Origin of the sequence: Aurantimonas sp. NFXS3, from assembly GCF_049132005.1 — a bacterium.
In the GTDB taxonomy this organism is placed as follows: Bacteria; Pseudomonadota; Alphaproteobacteria; order Rhizobiales; family Rhizobiaceae; genus Aurantimonas; species Aurantimonas coralicida.
Map to the genome: position 1 here is coordinate 553499 of NZ_JAGDDZ010000001.1, position 19512 is coordinate 573010.

A 19512-nucleotide genomic window follows, 5' to 3' on the forward strand; every position below is an offset into this window, starting at 1 on the left:
CATGGCGCTGTCGCGCAACCGCAGGAGCGATCGGTCGGTCGATTACTGGCCGGGCTTCGTCGATGCGCTGTCGACGCTGCTCCTGGCGATCATGTTCCTTCTGTCGGTGTTCGTGCTGGCGCAGTTCCTGCTCAGCCGCGAGATCACCGGCAAGGACGAGGTGCTCGACCGGCTGAACAGCCAGATCAACGAGCTGACCCAGCTGCTGGCGCTGGAGCGCTCGACCACCCAGGACAACGAGGACCAGATCGCCAATCTGCGGGCGTCGCTCGCCGGCATCGAGGAGGAGCGCTCGCGCCTGCAGGAGGCGCTGGAATCGGGATCGGGCTCGGCGGCCGCCGCCTCGGCCCGGGTCGAGGGCCTGCAGACGGCGCTCAGCGAGGAGCAGGAGCTGTCGCAGCGGGCCCGCTCGCAGGTGGAGCTTCTGAACCAGCAGCTTGCCGCCCTGCGCCAGCAGATCGGCGCGCTGGAGCGGGCGCTGGAGGTGTCCGAGAGCCGCGACGCGGAAAGCCAGACCAAGATCGCCGATCTCGGCCGGCGCCTGAACGTCGCGCTCGCCCAAAGGGTGCAGGAGCTGTCGCGCTATCGCTCGGACTTCTTCGGCCGGCTGCGCGAGATCCTGTCGGATCGCGAGAACATCCGCATAGTCGGCGACCGCTTCGTGTTCCAGTCGGAAGTGCTGTTCCCCTCGGGGTCGGACGTCCTGCAGGAGGAAGGCACCGACGAGATGGCCAAGCTCGCCGAGGCGATCGTTGCGCTCAATCGCGAGATCCCGTCGGACATCAACTGGATCATCCGGGTCGACGGGCACACCGACAACGTGCCGATCTCCGGTGGCCGGTTCGAGGACAATTGGGAGCTGTCGACCGAGCGCGCCGGCGCGGTGGTCAAGTATCTGATCAGCCAGGGCGTGCCGCCCGAGCGGCTGGCGGCGACGGGCTTCGGCGAATACCAGCCGATCGATCCCGAGAACACGCCCGAGGCCCGCGCCCGCAACCGGCGCATCGAGTTCAAGCTGACCGAACGCTGAGCCGCCGCGTCATCTCGAGCCTCCGAGACGCTGCGACCTTGCGGCGCGCCTCCCGCCGCCGTCGGTGGGCGGTGCATGATTGACGATGTCGCGAAGTGCATGCCAGCATCCTGCCCGAGGGGAAGGGCACCCCCTCCACAACGATCGCGCCCAGCGCGGCAGGGGAGGAAACATGCACAGGATCCTGATGAGCACGGTCGCCGTGTTCGCACTCATGGCGGTGTCGCCGGCGGCGGCGCAATCCGACGACAACATGAAAAAGCTGCAGGGCATGCAGTCGACGGGTACATCGATGGATTTCCAGACCATCGACCAGACCGGCGGCTATGCCGACCAGCTGCGCAAGAACCTGGAAGCGATCACGCTGCCGGACGGCTTCGAGATCTCGCTCTACGCGGTGGTTCCGGACGCCCGCCACATCGCTGTCGGCCCGCAGGGCGTCGCCACCTTCGTGGGCACCCGCAAGCAGACCGTCTGGGCGATCACCGACCGCGACCGTAACCGGGTGGCCGACGAGGTGAAGCAGTTCGCCCCGTCGATCGACTTCACCATCCCGAACGGCGTCTGCTTCTCCGATGACGGCTTCCTGTTCATCGCCGAGCAGAACCGGGTGCTGGTGCTGCCGGCCGCCGAGTTCTTTTACGAGAGCCCGGACGTGGCCGTCGGCGTGGTGGTGGACAAGGGCGAGCTGATTCCGGCCGCCGAGGAATCCTTCAATCACACCGCCCGCGTCTGCCGGATCGGGCCGGACAACAAGCTCTATGTCTCGCTCGGCCAGCCCTACAACGTGCCGCCCGAGGAGAAGAGCGACCTCTACAAGCGCGAGGGCATCGGCGGCATCGTGCGGATGGAGCGCGACGGCAGCGGCCGCGAGGTCTACGCCACCGGCGTGCGCAATTCGGTCGGCATGGACTTCAACCCCGACAATGGCGAGCTGTGGTTCACCGACAACCAGGTCGACGGCATGGGCGACGACATCCCGCCGGGCGAGCTGAACCGGGCGACCGCGTCCGGCCAGGATTTCGGCTTCCCCTGGTATGGCGGCGGCAGCGTGCGCACCAACGAGTACAAGAACGCCGAGATCCCCGCCGACGTGGTGATGCCGGAAGTCGAGATGGACGCCCATGCGGCCGATCTGGGCATGACCTTCTATGACGGCGACAGCTTCCCGCGGAAATATCGCGGCGGCATCTTCTCGGCCCAGCACGGCTCGTGGAACCGGACCGACCCGATCGGGGCGCGGGTGATGTTCACCTCGCTCAACGAGGACGGCTCGGCCAAGGAGACGGAAGTCTTCGCCGAGGGCTGGCTGTCGGACAGCGGCGAATATATCGGCCGCCCGGTGGACGTGGCGACGCTGAAGGACGGCTCGCTGCTGGTCTCCGACGATCTGGCGGGCGCGATCTACCGGATCGCCTACACCAAATAGGCGTTCTTGACGCCGACAGGGCCGCGCCGGGAGACCGGGGCGGCCCGCCACCCTCCAGACGGATGACCCCCATGACCAAGTTCCTGCCGCGTGGCCTCGCCGCGGCGCTGCTTCTTCTCGCCTCGTCCGCCGCCATGGCCGCGGATCTGGCGGCCGGCAAGGAGAAGGCCGCCATGTGCGCCACCTGCCACGGCCTCGACGGCGTCGCGACAGCGCCCGATGCCCCGAACATCGCCGGCGACAGCGCCTTCTATCTCGCCGAACAGCTCAAGGCGTTTCGCTCGGGCGCGCGCCAGCACCAGCAGATGTCGATCATCGCGCAGGGTCTGGAAGACGCCGACATCGCCGATCTGGCCGCCTGGTATGCGGCGATCGAGGTGACGGCGACCATGCCCGAGGTGGATTAGCCGGGACGCCGGGCTTTGCGGGCGCAGGGTCCGGCGGTCCGCGGCAAAGGTACGACGCTTCGCCCGGAGGTGACGCGGCGCGCTGCGGGACGCCGCGTTCGCGGTGCTATTCGGCGGCGCCGAGCATCGCGTCGGTGCGGCCGGCCTCGAACTGCAGGCGGGCGAGACGGGCATAGATGCCGTCTTTGGCGATCAGCGAGGCGTGGGTGCCTTCCTCGACGATCTGGCCGCCATCGAGGACGAGGATGCGGTCGGCCTTCAGGACCGTGGCGAGGCGATGGGCGATGACCAGCGTCGTGCGGCCCTCCATCAGCTTTTCCAGCGCCCGCTGGACGAGGATCTCGCTTTCGGCGTCGAGGGCGGAGGTCGCCTCGTCGAGGAGCAGGATCGGCGCGTCGCGCAGGATCGCCCGGGCGATCGCCACGCGCTGGCGCTGGCCGCCCGACAGGGTGATGCCGCGCTCGCCGATCACGGTGTCGTAGCCGTCCTGCATGGCCTCGATGAAGCCTTCGGCCAGCGCCGAGCGGGCCGCCGAGACCACCTGCGGGCGCGAGGCGTTGGGATCGCCGAAGCCGATATTCTCGGCGGCGGTCGCGGCGAAGATGGTCACGTCCTGGGGGACGAGGGCAATGCGGCTGCGCAGCTCTTCCAGATCGGCCGCGCGCACGTCGACACCGTCGATCAGGACGCGGCCGGCATCGGGATCGTAGAAGCGCTCGATCAGCGAGAAGATGGTCGACTTGCCGGCGCCGGACGGGCCGACGATGGCGACGGTCTCGCCGTGCTTCACGGTGAAGGACAGGTCGTGGACCGTCGAGACGTCGGGCCGCGTCGGATAGGCGAAGCTGACCCGGTCGAAGACGACCTCGCCGCGCGCCGGCCGGGGCAGAGCGACGGGATCGGCGGGCGAGCGGATGGCCGGTTCCTCGGCCAGAAGCTCGGACAGGCGCTCGGCGGCGCCGGCGGCCTGGGCGATCTCGCCCCAGACCTCCGAGAGCTGGCCCACAGCGCCCGCGGCGAAGACGGCGTAAAGGAGGAACTGCCCGAGCGTGCCGCCGCTCATGGTGCCCTCGGTGACCTGCTGGGCGCCGATCCACAGGACGGCGATGATCGACGAGAAGATCAGGAAGATGGCGAAGGCGGTGAGGAAGGCGCGGGCGCTGACCGAGGCGCGGGCGGCCTGGAAGGCGCGATCGACGGCGGCGGCGAAGCGGTTGCCGGTGGCGGTCTCGCTGGTGAAGGCCTGGACGGTGCGCACGGCGCCGATCGCCTCGGTGGCATAGGCGGTGGCGTCGGCCAGCGTGTCCTGGGCGTAGCGCGAGCGGCGACGCACGGAACGGCCGAAGGCGACCAGCGGCACGATGATGACGGGAATCGCGGCGATGACGATCAGCGACAGGCCGGGGCTGGTGATGACCATCATGACGACGGCGCCGATGAACAGGATGGCGTTGCGCAGGGCCAGCGAGGCGGTGGCGCCGACGACGGACTTGATCTGGGTGGTGTCGGCGGTCAGGCGCGAGACGATCTCGCCGGTCAGCGCCCGGTCGTAGAAGCCCGGCGACAGGCGGGTCACCCGGGAGAAGACATCCTTGCGCAGATCCGCCACGACGCGCTCGCCCAGCGTGATGACGAAATAGTAGCGGCCGGCGCTGGCGATTGCGAGGACGGCGGCCAGGACCACCAGCATGGCGAAATAGGTGTCGATGAAGGCGGTGCTGGGGGCGTCGAAGCCCTTGTCGATCACCCTGCGCACGGCAAGCGGCAGGGAGAGCGTGGTGAGGGCCGCCAGCGACAGGAAGAAGATCGCGCCGGCGACCTTGGCCTTGTAGCGCTTCAGATAGGGAATCAGCCGGGCGAGGGGCTTCAGGTCGCGGCGCTTGCGTTCGGCTTCGCGCTCGCCGGCTGTCATCTGGCGCAAGCCCGCCTCCAGTCATTCTCGCAGTTCATGAACCCGCCGCGCACACCGCGACGGGGATGGCCTCCGGCTCTTGTGCCGACAGGTGCCCTCATGTATAGGCTCGTCCTCGAATTTGAAAGCGATCGCGCTTTCCAACTCCGCGACATCGAGACCTGCAGGCGGCCCTGTCCGCAGCTGTGTCGGTTTGGCGGGGATCCGGCCAGACCCAAGGATCGAAGGCGATGAAAGACAAAATCCACCCGGACTACCACACGATCACCGTCGTGATGACCAATGGCACCGAGTATCAGACCCGGTCGACCTGGGGTTCTGACGGCGACAAGATGAATCTCGACATCGATCCGACCAGCCATCCGGCCTGGACCGGCGGCAACCAGCAGCTGCTGGACCGCGGCGGTCGCGTGTCGCGCTTCAAGAAGCGGTACGAAGGCCTCGGCATGTAAGAGGCCGACACGGAGTCGACATGAAAGAAGCCCGGCCATCGTGCCGGGCTTTTTGCTGTCTGGGGTCCGGAAGCGACGCGCGGCGGGGCCGCGCGGTCGCGTGCCGAGGTCGCCGCGCGCGACGCGCGTCAGGGCTTCGGCGTCGGATCGTGGAAGAACAGGTCGTAGCCGGCCAGCAGCACGGTCGCCAGGAGCACCAGGCCGAGATCCGGCGACGGCACGTGGACGATGAGAATCAGCAGGAAGGCGCACAGGACGGCGTAGGCCACCAGCGACAGCTTGCGTTCCAGTGTCATGTCAGGCGCTCCCGTTGGTCAGTTGCGTTTCGAGCCAGTGCGCGGTGCGCAGTAGGCGGCCGTCCTCGCCGCGCCGGCCGACGAGCTGGACGCCAATGGGCTGGCCATCGGGGGTCTCGAGCAGCGGCAGCGTCACGCAGGGCACCCCGAGGAAGGTCCACAGAGCATTGAACACGTTCTCGCCCTCCGGCGCCACGACGGGCCGGGCCGGACCGATGGCGGCGGGGGTGAGGATGGCGTCGCAGCGCGACAGGACCGCCTCCAGCCCCGCATAGAGCACGGCGCGCCAGTCGAGGGCGGCGAGGTAGTCGCGGGCGAGGATGGCGTCGCCCTGTTCCAAGAGGGCCGTCAGCTCGGGCGAGACGGCGCCGGGGTAGCGCTGGCGCGTGCCGTAGAGGTTCTTGGCGGCCTCGGCCAGCCGGACCCGCTCGGCATGGATCAGCCCGTCGGCGAAGATCTCCGGCAGGTCGGCGTCGAAGCAGCGCTCGCCGAGTTCGCTCGCGACCTCGCCGATGCCTTCCTGCGTGAGCGGATCGGCGCGGTCCCACCAGGGCGTGCGCACGATCGCCAGCGTCGGCACGACGGGCGGCGTCATGCCGGCCTGGGCGAGGAGCTGCGGATGCGGCGTCGCCTCGGTCGAGGGGTCGGCCAGATCGTTGCCGAACAGGCATTCGGCCAGGAGCGCGACGCCGGAGATGCTGCGGGCACAGACGCCCGGGGCGTCGAGGCTGGGGGCCACGTCGCGGACGCCGCGGCGCGGGATGGCGCCGAAGGTCGGCGTGTAGCCGGTGATGCCGCTGGCCGAGGCGGAGCGGATCAGCGCGCCATCGCCGGACATGCCGACGCCGAGCGAGGCGGCACCGCGGGTGACCGCCGTGACGCAGCCGTCGATGCCGGTGGCCGGGGCATCGCTGTCCGTCGACTGGACCGCAGGGCCGATGCCGAGTTCGCGCACCGCCGTCTTGCCGGCGATCAGCGCACCGGCCGAGCGCAGGCGCTCGACGATGGCGGAATCGGCTTCCGGCACGCGGCCGGCGAAGGGGGCGAAGCCGGCGATGGCCGGCATGCGCGCCGCGTCGATCATGTCGTCGACGGCGACCGGCAGGCCGTGCAGCGCGCCGATGGAGCGCAGGCGCCCCCGCTGGGTGTCGAGATGGACGCCCTGACGGCGCGCGAAATCGGCGTCGAACCAGGCGAAGGCGGCGGCCGCCACCGGATCGCTCTCGACCCGGGCGGCGGCGGCGTCGGCGACCTCCGCCGCGCGCGCGGCGCCCCCTGCCAGCCGCTCGCGCAGGTCGAGCGGCGGCAGGTCGATCAGCGAACTCCTAGCGGCCATAGAAGACTTCCGGGAGGTAGTAGACCGACTGCGGGACGAGATAGACCACCGCCATCGCCAGGAAGACCATCATCAGGAAGGGCAGGACGCCCTTGAAGATGTCGGTCAGCTTCACGTCCGGCGGCGCGATGCCCTTCAGGTAATAGGCCGACATGGCCATGGGCGGCGTCAGGAACGAGGTCTGCAGGTTCAGGGCGACGAGGATGCCGAAGAACAGCGGATCGATGCCGAACATTTCCAGGAGCGGCAGGAAGATCGGCACGAAGATGATGATGATCTCCGACCATTCCAGCGGCCAGCCGAGCAGGAAGATGATCAGCTGGGCGAGCAGCAGGAACTGCAGCGGCGTCAGGTCGAGGCCGCGGACGAACTCCGAGATCACCTGCTCGCCGCCGAGATAGGAGAAGACCGAGGAGAAGATGTAGGAGCCGACGAAGAGCCAGCAGACCATCGCCGTGGTGCGGACCGTCAGATAGACGGATTCGCGCAGCCGCTGGAAGGTGAGGGCCCTATAGCCGACGGCCAGCAGAATGCCGCCGAGGGCGCCGATGGCCGCCGCCTCGGTCGGGGTGGCGAGGCCGAACAGGATCGAGCCGAGAACGGCGAGGATCAGGAAGGCCAGCGGCAGGAACGACGTCAGGATCATGAAGGTCAGCCGCAGGAACGGCACGTCCGGCACCTCGTCCTTGGTCGGGCGCGGGGCGGCGCTCGGCTGCAGGACGGACCGGCCGATGATGTAGACGAGGTAGAGGCCGACGAGGATCAGGCCCGGCAGCAGCGCGCCGGCATAGAGCCGGACGATGGAGACGCCGGAGGCCGCCGCATAGACGATCAGCATGATCGAAGGCGGGATCAGGATGCCGAGCGTGCCGCCGGCGCAGATGATGCCCGAGGCGAAGGACTTGTCGTAGCGCGCATTCAGCATCGCCGGCAGGGCGAGCAGGCCCATCAGGGTGACGACGGCGCCGACGATGCCGGTGGCGGTGGCGAAGAGGGCGCAGGTGATCAGCGCCGCAACGCCCATCGAGCCCGGCATGTTCTTGGACGCGATGTTGAGCGTCGTGAACAGGCGGTCGACGATGTTGGCGCGTTCGACGATGTAGCCCATGAACAGGAACAGCGGGACGGCCGTCAGCACCTCGTTCGCCATCACCGTATAGGTCTGGTTGATGAACAGGTCGAAGACCGTGTTGCTGAAGAACCCGTCTATCCAGAGCGTGAAACTGTCCCAGCTGGAGGCCAGCTCGTCGAGCCGGTTGTAGCTGCGCCACATGCGGTTGGGGTCGAAATAGGCGTAGTAGCCGAAGCCGATACCCATCGCCATGAGGGTGAAGGCGATCGGAAAGCCGAGGAAGACGAGGAAGATAAACAGCCCCAGCATCAACAGGGCGAGTTGCGGGTCACTCATGGATGGGCATCTCTCTCGGCCGCGGTCGCCTTGTTGAGGACGGTGTCCTCGGTTTCCTGAACGTCTTCCTCGGGCCGGATCCATTCACCGCCACGGATGCACTGGATGCAGCGCATCATCTCGGCAATGCCCTGGATGAAAAGGAGGATGCCGGCGGCGACGATGACGGTCTTGAACTGGTAGATCGGAATGCCGGCCGGGCTGTTGACGCTGACCTCGCCGTAGCGCCAGGAGCGCGCGGCGTATTTCCAGCCGGCCAGGATCAGCGCCGTGACGCCGGGAAAGAAGAAGAAGACGTAGAGCACCAGGTCGACCATGGCCTGGGTGCGGGGCTTCCACATCCGGTAGAGGAAGTCGCCGCGGACATGGCCGCTGCGCGACAACGTATAGGCGCCGCCCATCATGAAGAGCGTGCCGTACATGATGAAGGAGACGTCGAGGGCCCAGGGGGTCGGCGATCCGAGGACGTATCGCACGAAGACCTCGTAGCTCGTCCCGAACGTCATGAGAATGATCAGCCAGGCAAAGGCCTTGCCGAAAGCTGCCGACAGGGCGTCGGCAAAACGAATGAATGCGATCATGGACTCCCGATCCTCGTACAGAAATGTCCGGCGGTATCAGCCGCCGGACATTCCGTTCTTCGACGCAGCCGGCGTCAGCTCGGCAGCTTGCCCGGGAAGAAGAAGTTGTAGGCCAGACGATAATCCGGCGAGTTGAGCAGCTCGTAGTACGAGACGCGCTCGACCCATTCGCGCTGGCTGTCGAGGATTTTCTTGAAGAAGGTGTCTTCCTCGAGCCCGACGATCAGCTGCTTCCAGGCTTCCAGCTGGGCTTCCAGGATTTCCGGCGGGGTCTGGCGGACCGTCACCCCGTCGACGTCCTGCAGTTCCTGCAGGTCCTTGGAATATTCGTTGAGGGCGAGCGCCGTATTGGCCGTGGAGGCCGCCTCGACGCTGTATTCCATGATGGCCCGCAGGTCGTCGTCGAGATCCTCCATGAAGTCCTTGTTGAACAGGAACTCGAAAGCCTCGCTCGCCTGGTGGTAGGAGCCGAGATAGTAGTTCTTGGCCACGTCCTGCGCACCGAAGCGACGGTCGGAGGAGGGGTTGTTGAACTCGAAGGCGTCGATGACGCCGCGCTCCATCGCCGGCACGATTTCACCGCCCGGAAGCTGGGCGACGCTCATGCCCATGGACTGCATCAGATCGGCAGCCAGACCCACGGTGCGGTACTTGAAGCCTTCGATGTCGGCGACCGAGTTGACCGGCTCCTTGAACCAGCCGAAGGGCTGTGCCGGCATCGGGAAGCCCATCATGCCGATGACGTTCAGGCCCATGACGTCCTGGGTCAGCTCCTTGTAGAGCTCGCTGCCGCCGCCCTGGTAGAACCACGACAGCATGGTGGTCGGGTTGCCGCCGAAGACCGGGCCGGTGCCGAACAGCGAGGCGGCCTTGTTCTTGCCGTACCAGTAGGCCGACACCGAATGGGCGGCATCGATGACGCCGTCATTGACCGCGTCCATCACCTGGAAGGCGGCGACGACGGCGCCGGCCGGCAGGAGATCGATCTTGAGGCGGCCGCCGGACATGGTCTCGACACGCTCGACATATTGCCGGGCGAAATCCATCCAGATGTCCGAGGCCGGCCAGGACGTCTGCATCTTCACGACCAGCGGCGACTGGGCCAGCACGGCCGGCGCAGCGAGAGTGCCGGCAGCCGCTCCCGCAGCAACGACGCCACCCCTCAGGAACTTGCGGCGAGAAACGCCGTCATTCGACTTGGACAGGCTCTCAACGTTGTTATTGCGGCGCAGCATTATCTACTCCTCCCTTATGAATTAACTCGGAATGACCTGTTGCCTCCCAGCGCGTGCAAGATTGCCGATTAAAAACTCCACGTCAATCAAGGCGGAAGCCAACCGTCTTGAGCAGCCGCTCATGTGAGGAAGGCCGCGCGCCGGGCAGGGCCAGCCGATCGCGGGGTGGCGGCAAGGCGCAACGGCGCTGCAGCAGGTGGAGCAGCCGCAAGCCGATGGTTTGCAAGGGCTTGCGTGCGATTTACGTTTACGGAAGAGGCATATCCGGGCGCGCCAGGTTGCGGGTCCGGCGGGGCCTGCGCGCGGCGTTGCGGGCCGCGATCACGATGGCGGGAAACGCTGCACCGGCCGCCCCGGGTCGCAAGATGAGACCAAAGTCTAACGCGCCGGGCGGTGCAAAACCGCGCCGCCCGGCGGTGGTGATCGGCGCCTAGAATTCCAGGCAGATCTTGCCGAAATGCGCGCCCGATTCCTCGTGGCGGAAGGCGTCGGCGATGTCCTCCAGCGCGAAGCTGCGGTCGATGACCGGCTTCAGGCCGATGGCGTCGATGGCGCGGACCATGTCCATCTGGTGCCGCCGGCTGCCGACGATGAGCCCCTGCAGGCGCTGGTGCTTGGCCATCAGGGCGGCGGTCGGCACCTCGCCGGCGCGCCCGGTGAGGACGCCGATGAGGGCGAGGTGGCCGCCGATGCGGCAGGCGGTGATCGACTGCGGCAATGTGCCCGGGCCGCCGACCTCGATGACGTGGTCGACGCCGCGGCCTTCGGTGAGGTCGAGGACGGTCTGTCCCCAGCTCTCGTCGCGCTTGTAGTTGATCGTGTGGTCGGCGCCCATCTCGCGCAGCCGCTTCAGCTTCTCGTCGGAGGAGGAGGTGGCGATGACGCGGGCCCCCATCAGCCGGGCGAATTGCAGGGCGAAGATCGAGACGCCGCCGGTGCCCAGCACCAGCACGGTGTCGCCGGCCTTGATGCCGCCATCGACGACAAGGGCGCGCCAGGCGGTGAGGCCGGCGGTGGTCAGGGTGGCGGCTTCGGCGTGGCTGAAACCCTTCGGGGCATGGGTGAACCAGGTGGCGGGACGCACGACCTCCTCGCGGGCATAGCCGTCAACGCCGTCCCCGGGCGTGGTCCTGAAGTCGGCCACCGGCGGTTCGCCATCGAGCCACAGCGGGAAGAAGGTCGAGACGACATGGTCGCCGACGGTGAACGCGCTGACGCCGTCGCCGACGGCCTCCACGGTGCCGGCGCCGTCGGACATGGGGATGCGACCGTCCTCGGTCGGCATGCGGCCGCTGACGACGCCGTAATCGTGGAAATTGAGGGAGCTGGCGCGAATCCGCACGCGGATTTCACCGGGGCCGGGCGCGCCCGGTGCGTCGCGCTCGACGAGCTGTAACTGGTCGAGGCCGCCGGGCTTGCTGAGCTGGATCACGCGCATCGCGTCGTCTCCTGGGTTCGCTGGAAGGGTGGGGAGCGAACGCAAGGAGGCGAGGGCGGTTGCGGCTTGGCGGCGAACACACCGTCGCCTGCGTCGCTCAAGGGCGGGCCATGGACCCGCAGACGGGGCGACCGCCTGTTGCCGACCGCGGGGAGCGATCAGCCGTGGAAGGCGGTCTTCAGCAGGTCGATCTGCTCGCCGACGGGATTGCGCGCGGCATGCTCCGGCTCGGCGGCGTTCTCGCCATAGATCTCGCGATCCAGCATGGCGATGCGGCGCTCCAGCATGAGGGCGCGTTCGACGAGATCGCGGAAGGCTTCCGGGAGTTCGCCGTAATTCGGCGAATCCTTGGCGCTGCCGAGGCCTTCGAGACGGACCTTGACCTTCTCGGCCTCGACCTGGGCGCGCGACATGTCGCCCTGGTTGGCGGCACGCTGGAGCAGGAGCCAGGAGGCGACCTGCATCAGCCGGGTGGTCAGGCGCATGGATTCGGCGGCGTAGAGCGTGGTGCCGTGCTTGGACAGCGCCTTCGCCTCGACCCGGCCGGCGCCGTCGAGATAGATCGCCGTCTCGTCGACCAGGGCCATGCCCTGGTTGAACAGCGGCTGGAAGGAGCGCGAGAAGGCCAGATGCTCGGCGAGCCGGATCGTGCGGTCGCCGTCCGATGTGCCGTTGGATTGGATCGTCATCGAGCCGAATTCACTCCCCATCGCGGACACCTTTTCGCACTGCCAGAATCGGTCGGACCGCGAACAGGGCGCGGTCGTCGAACGAGAACAGGGTGCGTCCGTTACCAAGGCTTTGCAAGCGAGGGCGCTGGACAAGGTTAATTGCTGTTAAGCAAGCGCGGCAGGGGCGGGACGGTTCCGCCGGTCTGTCAAAAAAAGGGGCCGCGTGAGCGGCCCTTCAGGAGTTTTCAACAGGGAGGCGTCAAACGGGGCGGAAACCGCTCCGTCTATCCATCAATCCGGCGTTCCTTCAATCTGGACTGATCTCAGTTAAACCCCGGAAACCTTACTCAGGGCTTAACGGTGGTTCGCTTTCGTAGGAATTTCTCTACGTTTCGTGGCGACGGCCAACACGGAGATCACGCAGACCATGACGATACCCCAGGACATGCAGGCAGCCCTTCTCGACGGATTCGGCGGACCCGAGGTGCTGAAGCCCGGCACGCGGCCGGTGCCGAAGCCGGCCGCCGGCGAGGTGCTGGTGGCGGTGGCCGCGGCCGGGGTGAACCGCCCGGACGTGATGCAGCGCCAGGGGATGTATCCGGCGCCGGCCGACGCGCCGGACTGGCCGGGCCTCGAGATCGCCGGCACCGTCGTGGCGCTGGGCGAGGGCGCCAGCCGCTTTGCCGTCGGCGACCGGGTGATGGCGCTGGTGCCGGGCGGCGGCTATGCCGAATACGCCACCGTCGCCGAGGTGAACGCGATCCCGGTGCCGACATCGCTGTCGATGATCGAGGCGGCCGGCGTGCCGGAGACCTATTTCACCGTCTGGCACAACGTCTTCCAGCGGGCCAAGCTGACGGCGGGTGAGAGCTTCCTCGTACATGGCGGCACGTCGGGCATCGGCACGACGGCGATCCAGCTGGCGAAGCATTTCGGGGCGCGGGTGTTCGCCACGGCGGGCAGCGACGACAAGTGCCGGGCGGCCGAATCCCTCGGCGCCGAGGACTGCATCAACTACCGCACGCAGGATTTCGTCGAGGCGCTGCGCGAGAAGACCGACGGCAAGGGGGTCGACGTGATCCTCGACATGGTCGGCGGCGAGTACACGCCGCGCAATCTGCAGCTCGCCGCCGAGGACGGGCGGATCGTGCAGATCGCCTTCCTGAAGGGGCCGAAGACGCAGATCGACCTGACGCCGCTGATGCGCAAGCGGCTGACCTTCACCGGCTCGACCCTGCGCAACCGGCCGGTCAGCTTCAAGGCGGTGATCGCGTCCGAACTGACCGATCAGGTGGTGCCGCTCCTGGAAGCGGGCACGGTGAAGCCGCTGATCGACGAGGTCTATCCGCTGGAGAAGGCCGCCGATGCGCATCGCCACATGGACGAGGATCACATCGGCAAGATCATCCTGACGACGCGCCATCTGGAGAGCTGAGCGCGTCGCGGCGGCCCCTGCCGGGTCGCCGCACGGGAAATCCGGCGATTTCCTTGCACCAATATGGCTAACGGCCTATAAGGGCGCCCGAATTCCCGTACATGTGGTGAGTATCCACGGCCGGCCCTTCCGGGGCAGGCACTTAGGAGGATTGTATCGTGGCACAGCAATTATTGATGCCAAAAGCGACCGCCGTCTGGCTGGTCGACAACACTTCGCTGTCCTTCGAACAGATCGCGGATTTCTGCACGCTGCACCATCTCGAGGTGAAGGCGATCGCCGACGGCGAATCGGCCCAGGGCATCAAGGGTCTCGACCCGATCATGACCGGCCAGCTGTCGCGCGAGGAGATCGAGGCGGCGGAGAAGGATCCGAACCGCAAGCTGAAGCTCGCCGCGCCGAAGGTGCGGGTGCCCGAGGCCAAGCGCAAGGCGCCGCGCTACACGCCGGTGTCGAAGCGCCAGGACCGCCCGAACGCGATTCTCTGGCTGGTGCGCAACCATCCGGAGCTGAAGGATTCGCAGATCTCGAACCTGGTCGGCACGACCAAGAACACGATCCAGCAGATCCGCGACCGCAGCCACTGGAACTCGGCCAATCTGCAGCCGATGGACCCGGTGACGCTGGGGCTGTGCACGCAGATCAATCTCGACCTGGAAGTCGAGAAGGCCTCGCGCGGCATCGTCCGCCCCGAGGAGATCGCCGAGGAAGAGCGCCTGCTGTCGGCCTCGCAGACCCAGAACTGGGACCGTTCGCGCGAAGACCGCGAAGAGGGCGAGCTCGACGCGGCGGCGGTGTTCGCCAAGCTCTCCTCGATGCAGAGCACGGATACCGACGAAGACGACGGCAACCAGAACTGAGATCGCCCGCGGCCGGAGACGGCCCCGGGACATGCCAAAGCGGCGCCGGAGTGATCCGGCGCCGCTTTCGTTTGTGGAAATGTCCTGGGATGCGGGACGGCGGCCGGGCGGCCTGCCGCCATGCGCTCAGTCGGGCTCGGGCGGCGCGACGGTGTAGTTGAGGCCGAGGCGGCCGCCATCGGCATAGAGCGTCTGGCCGGTGACGTAGCTGGCCTCGGCGGAGGCGAGGAAGGCGGCCAGCGCGGCGATCTCCGACGGCTCGCCGATGCGGCCCATCGGGGTGCGCGACAGGATGCGTGCCGTGGCGTCCTTGTCGGCGACGACCGAGCGCAGCATGTCGGTCATGATCGAGCCCGGTCCGATGGCGTTGACGCGGATGCCGTAAGGCGCCAGCGACTGGGCCATCACCTTGGTGAGCTGGTTCATGCCGCCCTTGGAGACCGAATAGCCGACCTGGTCGGGCAGGGCGAAAACGGCGTTGACCGACGACATGTTGACGATCGATCCCGGCTCGCCGCCATCCTTGACCTTCTGCACCAGATGACGCGCCACCGCCTGGCCGCACAGGAAGGCGCCCTTCAGATTGACGTTCAGCACCTTGTCGAAGGCTTCCTCCTCCAGATCGAGGAAGTCGGCCTTGTGGACGATGCCGGCATTGTTGACGAGGATGTCCACGTCGCCGAAATCGTCGAGGGCGGTGGCGACGAGATTGTGGACATGCAGCCGGTCGGCGACGTTGCAGACCACCGAGCGGATCTCGCCCAGTTCCTTCAGTTCGGCCGCGGCAGCGAGGCCGGCCCGCTCGTCGACATCGGCGATGATCACCCGGGCGCCGTCCTCTAGGAAGCGGCGGGCGATGGCCTGGCCGATCCCCTTGGCGCCACCGGTGACGATCGCGACCTTGCCTTCGAGTGACATGGCGCTTCTCCTTTGACATCTCAGCCGCGCCGAACGCGGCAACGCGCTCTCCATACCAGAATGGGCGGGCAAGGGCAGGGGCGCCGGACCGGTTCGCCGGCCGCCGCGTCAGCCTCGGTCCAGACGGCGATGCTTATGCTGCCGGCAGGGCACGGGATTGAACGCCGCAGGGGCGCCGATTAGTGTCGCCCTGTCTCTTCCCATCGCGCGCAAGGCGCCGAGGGGCTCTTTGCAAGTGGAGTGACCGTCCTTGGCCAGCGCGATCGAACAGAGCGTCAGACGCGCGCTGCAGAAGGGGAATGCCGCCGATCCGGATTTTCGCCTCGTGGTCTACGAAGCGGCCGAGCGCGCCATTCTCCGCGTGCAGTCGGCGCAGCACAGCGACGAGGCGGAAGCCGATCGCAAGCGCCAGGCGCTGATCAGCGCGATCGAGGCGATCGAGGCGGAATATCCGGCGCCGGGCGGCTTTGGGGACGATGCCGTGTCCGAGGACGGCGACGCGACGGCATCAGTCGAGCCGGACGTCGCCGCGCCTGCCACGCCGCCGATCCCGGCTGAGACGCCGGAGGCGATGCCGGCCACCGACGACGAAACGCAGGCAGCAGATACGCCTGACACCGCTGCGCCGTCGGCTGGTGCGACACGTACCGCCGAGGCGGCGCCCATGTCACCGACGCCCGCTGCGAAGACGCCGTCCGCAAAGACCGCGTCCGCCAAGGCGCCTGCGGCCAAGGCCGACGCGACGGCCGCGACCGCCAAGCCCGGCGCCGCGACATCCACCAAGCCGGTGCGCGACCGCTGGTCGCCCGACCACAAGCCGAAGCGCGGCCGTCCGTTCAGCGAGGCCAGCAACAAGCTGGTCGGCGCGGTCATCGTCGTCCTGTTGCTGCTGCTGATCGCCGCGGCGGTCTGGGTCGTGCTGCCGCTGTTCTCCACCGCGCCGGCGCCGGTCGCCAGCGAGGATGGGCCGACCATCGCCGAGACGATCCAGTCGGCCGGCGAGGACCCGGCGCTGACCGGCGGACCCTCGCCGGACAACTGGATCGACGTCTTCGCCGGCACCGACCTTGAGAAGATCGCGGCCGAGGGCGGCGCGCGCGCCAGTGGCGTGGCGGGATCGGGCGGCCGGATGGCCGTGCAGATCGCCGCGCCGGCCGATGGCGACGGGTCGGAGGTCAGCCTGGTCATCGGCGCGGGAATCGTCGAGCAGATCGCCGGCAGCCGGGCCCGCGGCGAACTCGCCGTCGGATCACCCGACGACCAGGGCCGCGAATTCAGCGTGAGCTGCCTGTTCGCCGGCGAAACGGTCTGCGGGCGCCAGCGCTTCCAGGTGAGTGCCGCGGAGGAGACCTTCGTCTTCGACATGGCGGTGCCGGAAGGCGCCATGGGCGCCGCGCAGCTGGTCATCGATCCGCAGATCGGAACCGGGGCGGGCGACCTGAACGTCTACGGTTTCCGTGTCCAGGCCATCGACTAGCACCGGCGCCGCCGGCTCGCGAACTGCGCCGGGCGCCAACCGGCGTCATCGATCTTCGACAATTCTGCGCTAGGAAGGACGGATGTCGCATTCGTCCCGCCGCCGTCCGATTCCCGCCCCACAGGTGTCCGCTTGAGCCCGCCCGAGCCCGGCGAGCCGGAGATCGTGCCCGCCGGCCGCTCCGGCGTGCGGGCCCGGTCGGTGGCGCTCGCGGCGCTGATCGGGCTCGGCGGGCTGGGCTGGTTCGTGCCCGAGGCCGCCCCGGGAAGCGTGGCCGTCTTCCTGTTTCTCCTGGCGGTGCTCTACGTGCCGCAGCGGGTCGACCGGCGCCGGCAGGCGGTGGCGGCCAGCGAACGCGCCGACACGACCTGGCCGAGCCGGGGCGTCAAGGCGGTGGTGGAGGCGCTGCAGCAGCCCAGCTTCATCATCGACCGCCAGATGCTGCTGCGCTACCGCAATCCCGCCTCGCTGGTCGGCTTCGGCAACATGGCGCTGGGCGACGCGCTGTCGCTGCGCTTCCGCTCGCCGGAATTCCTGGCGGCGGTCGAGGCGGTGCTGCGCGACAACCAGCCGGGCAGGGTGACGATCGAGGAACGGCGCCCGGTCGAGCGGGTCTGGCAGATCGAGATCCTGCCGATCCCGCCCTATCAGGGCGAGCGACCGCATTTCTTCCTGATAAGGTTCAGCGACCGGACCGCCGAGCTGCGCATCGAACGCATGCGGACCGATTTCGTCGCCAATGCCAGCCACGAATTGCGCACGCCGCTGGCCTCGCTGTCGGGCTTCATCGAGACGCTGCTGGGGCCGGCCAAGGACGACCCGGCGGCGCGCGAGAAATTCCTCGGCATCATGCGCGAGCAGGCGACCCGCATGTCGCGGCTGATCGACGACCTCCTGTCGTTGTCGCGGATCGAGATGAAGCGGCATGTGCCGATCTCGACCCGTGTCGATCTCGGGGCGATCCTGCGCAAGGTGGAGAGCCAGCTGGCGCCGCTGGCCGAGCAGCTGGACGTCGAGCTGGCGCTGGACCTGCCGGACGAGCCGGTGGCGATCCCCGGCGACGAGGACGAGCTGATGCAGGTCTTCTCCAACCTGGTCGAGAACGCCTGCAAATACGGCGAGACCGGCAAGCGCGTGGAGATCAGCCTGACCCGGACGGAGGAGGCGGGCGGCAGCTTCGTCGACGCGGCGGTGCGCGATTTCGGTCCCGGCATTCCGGCCGAGCACGTGCCGCGGCTGACGGAACGCTTCTACCGCGTCGATCCGGGCCGCTCGCGGGCCAAGCGGGGCACCGGCCTCGGCCTGTCGATCACCCGCAACATCCTTTTGCGCCATCGCGGGCGACTTCTGGTCGAGTCGACCATCGGAAAAGGCTCTGTGTTCACGGCCAGGTTACCGCTGCCGCGGTCCGATTCTGACACTTCGGAAAAACCTCTATAATTATCAGCCGCTTGCACTGTCATAAAGGTGCAATCCGACTGTCATATAGACTTCTTCCAGCGCCGCTAGACGTGTCGGCGAGCAGCAGCCGTCAGACAGGGCGGCCCAACAGTGCTCGGTTCGAAACAAACTCCTCAAGGAGACGCACCCGTGAACAACAAGTTCATCGCCAGCCTCGCGCTCGGTACCGCCATCGCACTGACCGGCCAGGCCTCCGCGCAGGTCCGGGACCAGATCCAGATCGTCGGATCCTCGACGGTTTTCCCCTACACCCAGGCCGTTGCTGAACAGTTCGCCAACATGGGTGAGTTTCCGGCGCCCGTGACCGAGTCGACCGGTACCGGCGGCGGCATGAAGATCTTCTGCGGCGGCGTCGGCGAGCAGACCCCCGACATCACCGGTGCCTCGCGCGCCATGAAGGCGTCGGAATACGAGCTGTGCCAGTCGAACGGCGTCAAGGACGTCACCGAAGTCCTGCTCGGCTACGACGCGCTTTCCTTCGCCAACGCCCGCAGCGGCCCGGAGCTGTCGGTCAGCAAGGCGCAGCTCTTCCAGGCGCTCGCCGCCGAGGTCGAGGTCGACGGTGAGGTGAAGGCCAACCCGTACAAGAGCTGGAACGAGATCGATTCCTCGCTGCCGGCCGAGCCGATCCTGGTCTACGGCCCGCCGCCGACGTCCGGCACGCGCGACGCCTGGGTCGAGCTGGTCATGGAAGAGGGCTGCGGCGAGTTCGAGGCCATCAAGGCGCTCGACGAGGACCGTCACGACGAAGTCTGCCAGCGCATGCGCACCGACGGTGCCTTCGTCGAAGCCGGCGAGAACGACAACCTGATCGTGCAGCGCCTCGAGACCGACCCGACCGCCTTCGGCATCTTCGGCTACTCGTTCCTGTTCGAGAACCAGGACAAGCTGAAGGGCGCCGCCATCGGTGGTGTCGTTCCGTCCGAGGACACGGTTCTGACCGGCGAGTACGGCGTCTCCCGCCCGCTCTTCATCTACGTCAAGAACGCGCATCGTGACGCCATCCCGGGCCTCAACGAGTTCGTCGCCGAGTATGTCAGCGACGGCGCGATGGGCGAGGACGGCTACCTGATCGACCGCGGCCTGGTTCCGCTGAGCGCCGACAAGCTCGAGGCCACCCGCAAGTCCGCCACCGAAGGCGAGACCATGCAGGCGCCGAAGTAAGC

At 67.8% G+C, this 19512-nt stretch carries 18 protein-coding genes; 9 read left to right on the forward strand and 9 right to left on the reverse strand.

What is annotated here, in order from left to right:
• Position 1: 1 nt before the first annotated feature.
• The 3 genes from J3367_RS02440 to J3367_RS02450 all read left to right on the forward strand — a co-directional run bounded on the left by J3367_RS02440 (position 2) and on the right by J3367_RS02450 (position 2866).
• Positions 2-1030 (forward strand): peptidoglycan -binding protein, encoded by a 1029-nt coding sequence (locus J3367_RS02440; RefSeq protein WP_024348895.1) that lies wholly within the window; start codon positions 2-4, stop codon positions 1028-1030.
• A 172-nt stretch (positions 1031-1202) separates the two neighbouring features.
• Complete coding sequence (locus J3367_RS02445) at positions 1203-2459, forward strand: PQQ-dependent sugar dehydrogenase (RefSeq protein WP_024348894.1); 1257 nt, start codon at positions 1203-1205, stop codon at positions 2457-2459.
• A gap of 71 nt (positions 2460-2530) precedes the next feature.
• Entirely contained in the window at positions 2531-2866 is a 336-nt protein-coding gene (locus tag J3367_RS02450; protein WP_024348893.1) for a c-type cytochrome, read from the forward strand.
• A gap of 106 nt (positions 2867-2972) precedes the next feature.
• Here J3367_RS02450 and J3367_RS02455 read toward each other — a convergent pair whose 3' ends face one another.
• Positions 2973-4778 (reverse strand): ABC transporter transmembrane domain-containing protein, encoded by a 1806-nt coding sequence (locus tag J3367_RS02455; RefSeq protein WP_024348892.1) that lies wholly within the window; start codon positions 4776-4778, stop codon positions 2973-2975.
• A gap of 230 nt (positions 4779-5008) precedes the next feature.
• Here J3367_RS02455 and rpmE point away from each other — a divergent pair, with 230 nt between their 5' ends.
• The gene (gene rpmE / locus J3367_RS02460; protein ID WP_024348891.1) at positions 5009-5230 is read left to right on the forward strand and encodes a 50S ribosomal protein L31; all 222 of its coding nucleotides are present in this window, start codon (positions 5009-5011) and stop codon (positions 5228-5230) included.
• Between the two features lie 128 nt (positions 5231-5358).
• On the opposite strand, the gene J3367_RS02465 is transcribed toward rpmE, so the two are convergent.
• From J3367_RS02465 to J3367_RS02495, 7 genes are all read right to left on the reverse strand, one after another.
• Complete coding sequence (locus J3367_RS02465; protein ID WP_169513613.1) at positions 5359-5526, reverse strand: hypothetical protein; 168 nt, start codon at positions 5524-5526, stop codon at positions 5359-5361.
• A gap of 1 nt (position 5527) precedes the next feature.
• Positions 5528-6862: an amidase gene (locus tag J3367_RS02470; RefSeq protein ID WP_024348890.1), complete on the reverse strand. Its 1335-nt coding sequence runs from the start codon at positions 6860-6862 to the stop codon at positions 5528-5530.
• Positions 6852-8270, reverse strand: a complete 1419-nt coding sequence (locus tag J3367_RS02475; protein ID WP_024348889.1) for a TRAP transporter large permease — start codon at positions 8268-8270, stop codon at positions 6852-6854. Before J3367_RS02475 ends, J3367_RS02470 begins: the two co-directional genes overlap by 11 nt.
• A complete protein-coding gene (locus J3367_RS02480; RefSeq protein ID WP_024348888.1) occupies positions 8267-8851 on the reverse strand; it encodes a TRAP transporter small permease subunit in 585 nt (194 codons plus the stop codon). The genes J3367_RS02475 and J3367_RS02480 overlap by 4 nt, the downstream gene beginning before the upstream one ends.
• Positions 8852-8925: 74 nt before the next feature.
• Positions 8926-10086: a TRAP transporter substrate-binding protein gene (locus J3367_RS02485; protein WP_024348887.1), complete on the reverse strand. Its 1161-nt coding sequence runs from the start codon at positions 10084-10086 to the stop codon at positions 8926-8928.
• A 430-nt stretch (positions 10087-10516) separates the two neighbouring features.
• Positions 10517-11524, reverse strand: coding sequence for a zinc-dependent alcohol dehydrogenase family protein (locus J3367_RS02490; RefSeq protein WP_024348886.1), 1008 nt, complete (start codon positions 11522-11524; stop codon positions 10517-10519).
• Between the two features lie 158 nt (positions 11525-11682).
• Positions 11683-12213, reverse strand: a complete 531-nt coding sequence (locus tag J3367_RS02495; RefSeq protein WP_024348885.1) for a DUF1465 family protein — start codon at positions 12211-12213, stop codon at positions 11683-11685.
• Between the two features lie 409 nt (positions 12214-12622).
• Here J3367_RS02495 and J3367_RS02500 point away from each other — a divergent pair, with 409 nt between their 5' ends.
• A complete protein-coding gene (locus J3367_RS02500; protein WP_024348884.1) occupies positions 12623-13630 on the forward strand; it encodes an NAD(P)H-quinone oxidoreductase in 1008 nt (335 codons plus the stop codon).
• A gap of 158 nt (positions 13631-13788) precedes the next feature.
• Positions 13789-14490 (forward strand): DUF1013 domain-containing protein, encoded by a 702-nt coding sequence (locus tag J3367_RS02505; protein WP_024348883.1) that lies wholly within the window; start codon positions 13789-13791, stop codon positions 14488-14490.
• A 126-nt stretch (positions 14491-14616) separates the two neighbouring features.
• Here J3367_RS02505 and J3367_RS02510 read toward each other — a convergent pair whose 3' ends face one another.
• On the reverse strand, positions 14617-15408 hold the full coding sequence (locus tag J3367_RS02510; protein ID WP_024348882.1) for an SDR family NAD(P)-dependent oxidoreductase: 792 nt from the start codon (positions 15406-15408) through the stop codon (positions 14617-14619).
• A gap of 250 nt (positions 15409-15658) precedes the next feature.
• Between J3367_RS02510 and J3367_RS02515 the strand changes: the two genes are divergently transcribed.
• From J3367_RS02515 to J3367_RS02525, 3 genes are all read left to right on the forward strand, one after another.
• On the forward strand, positions 15659-16885 hold the full coding sequence (locus J3367_RS02515; protein WP_024348881.1) for a hypothetical protein: 1227 nt from the start codon (positions 15659-15661) through the stop codon (positions 16883-16885).
• A 132-nt stretch (positions 16886-17017) separates the two neighbouring features.
• Positions 17018-18325, forward strand: coding sequence for an ATP-binding protein (locus tag J3367_RS02520; RefSeq protein ID WP_024348880.1), 1308 nt, complete (start codon positions 17018-17020; stop codon positions 18323-18325).
• Between the two features lie 150 nt (positions 18326-18475).
• Positions 18476-19510 carry a substrate-binding domain-containing protein gene (locus J3367_RS02525; protein ID WP_024348879.1) on the forward strand — a complete coding sequence of 345 codons (1035 nt, stop codon included), beginning with the start codon at positions 18476-18478 and terminating at the stop codon, positions 19508-19510.
• The last annotated feature ends 2 nt before the right edge of the window (positions 19511-19512 follow it).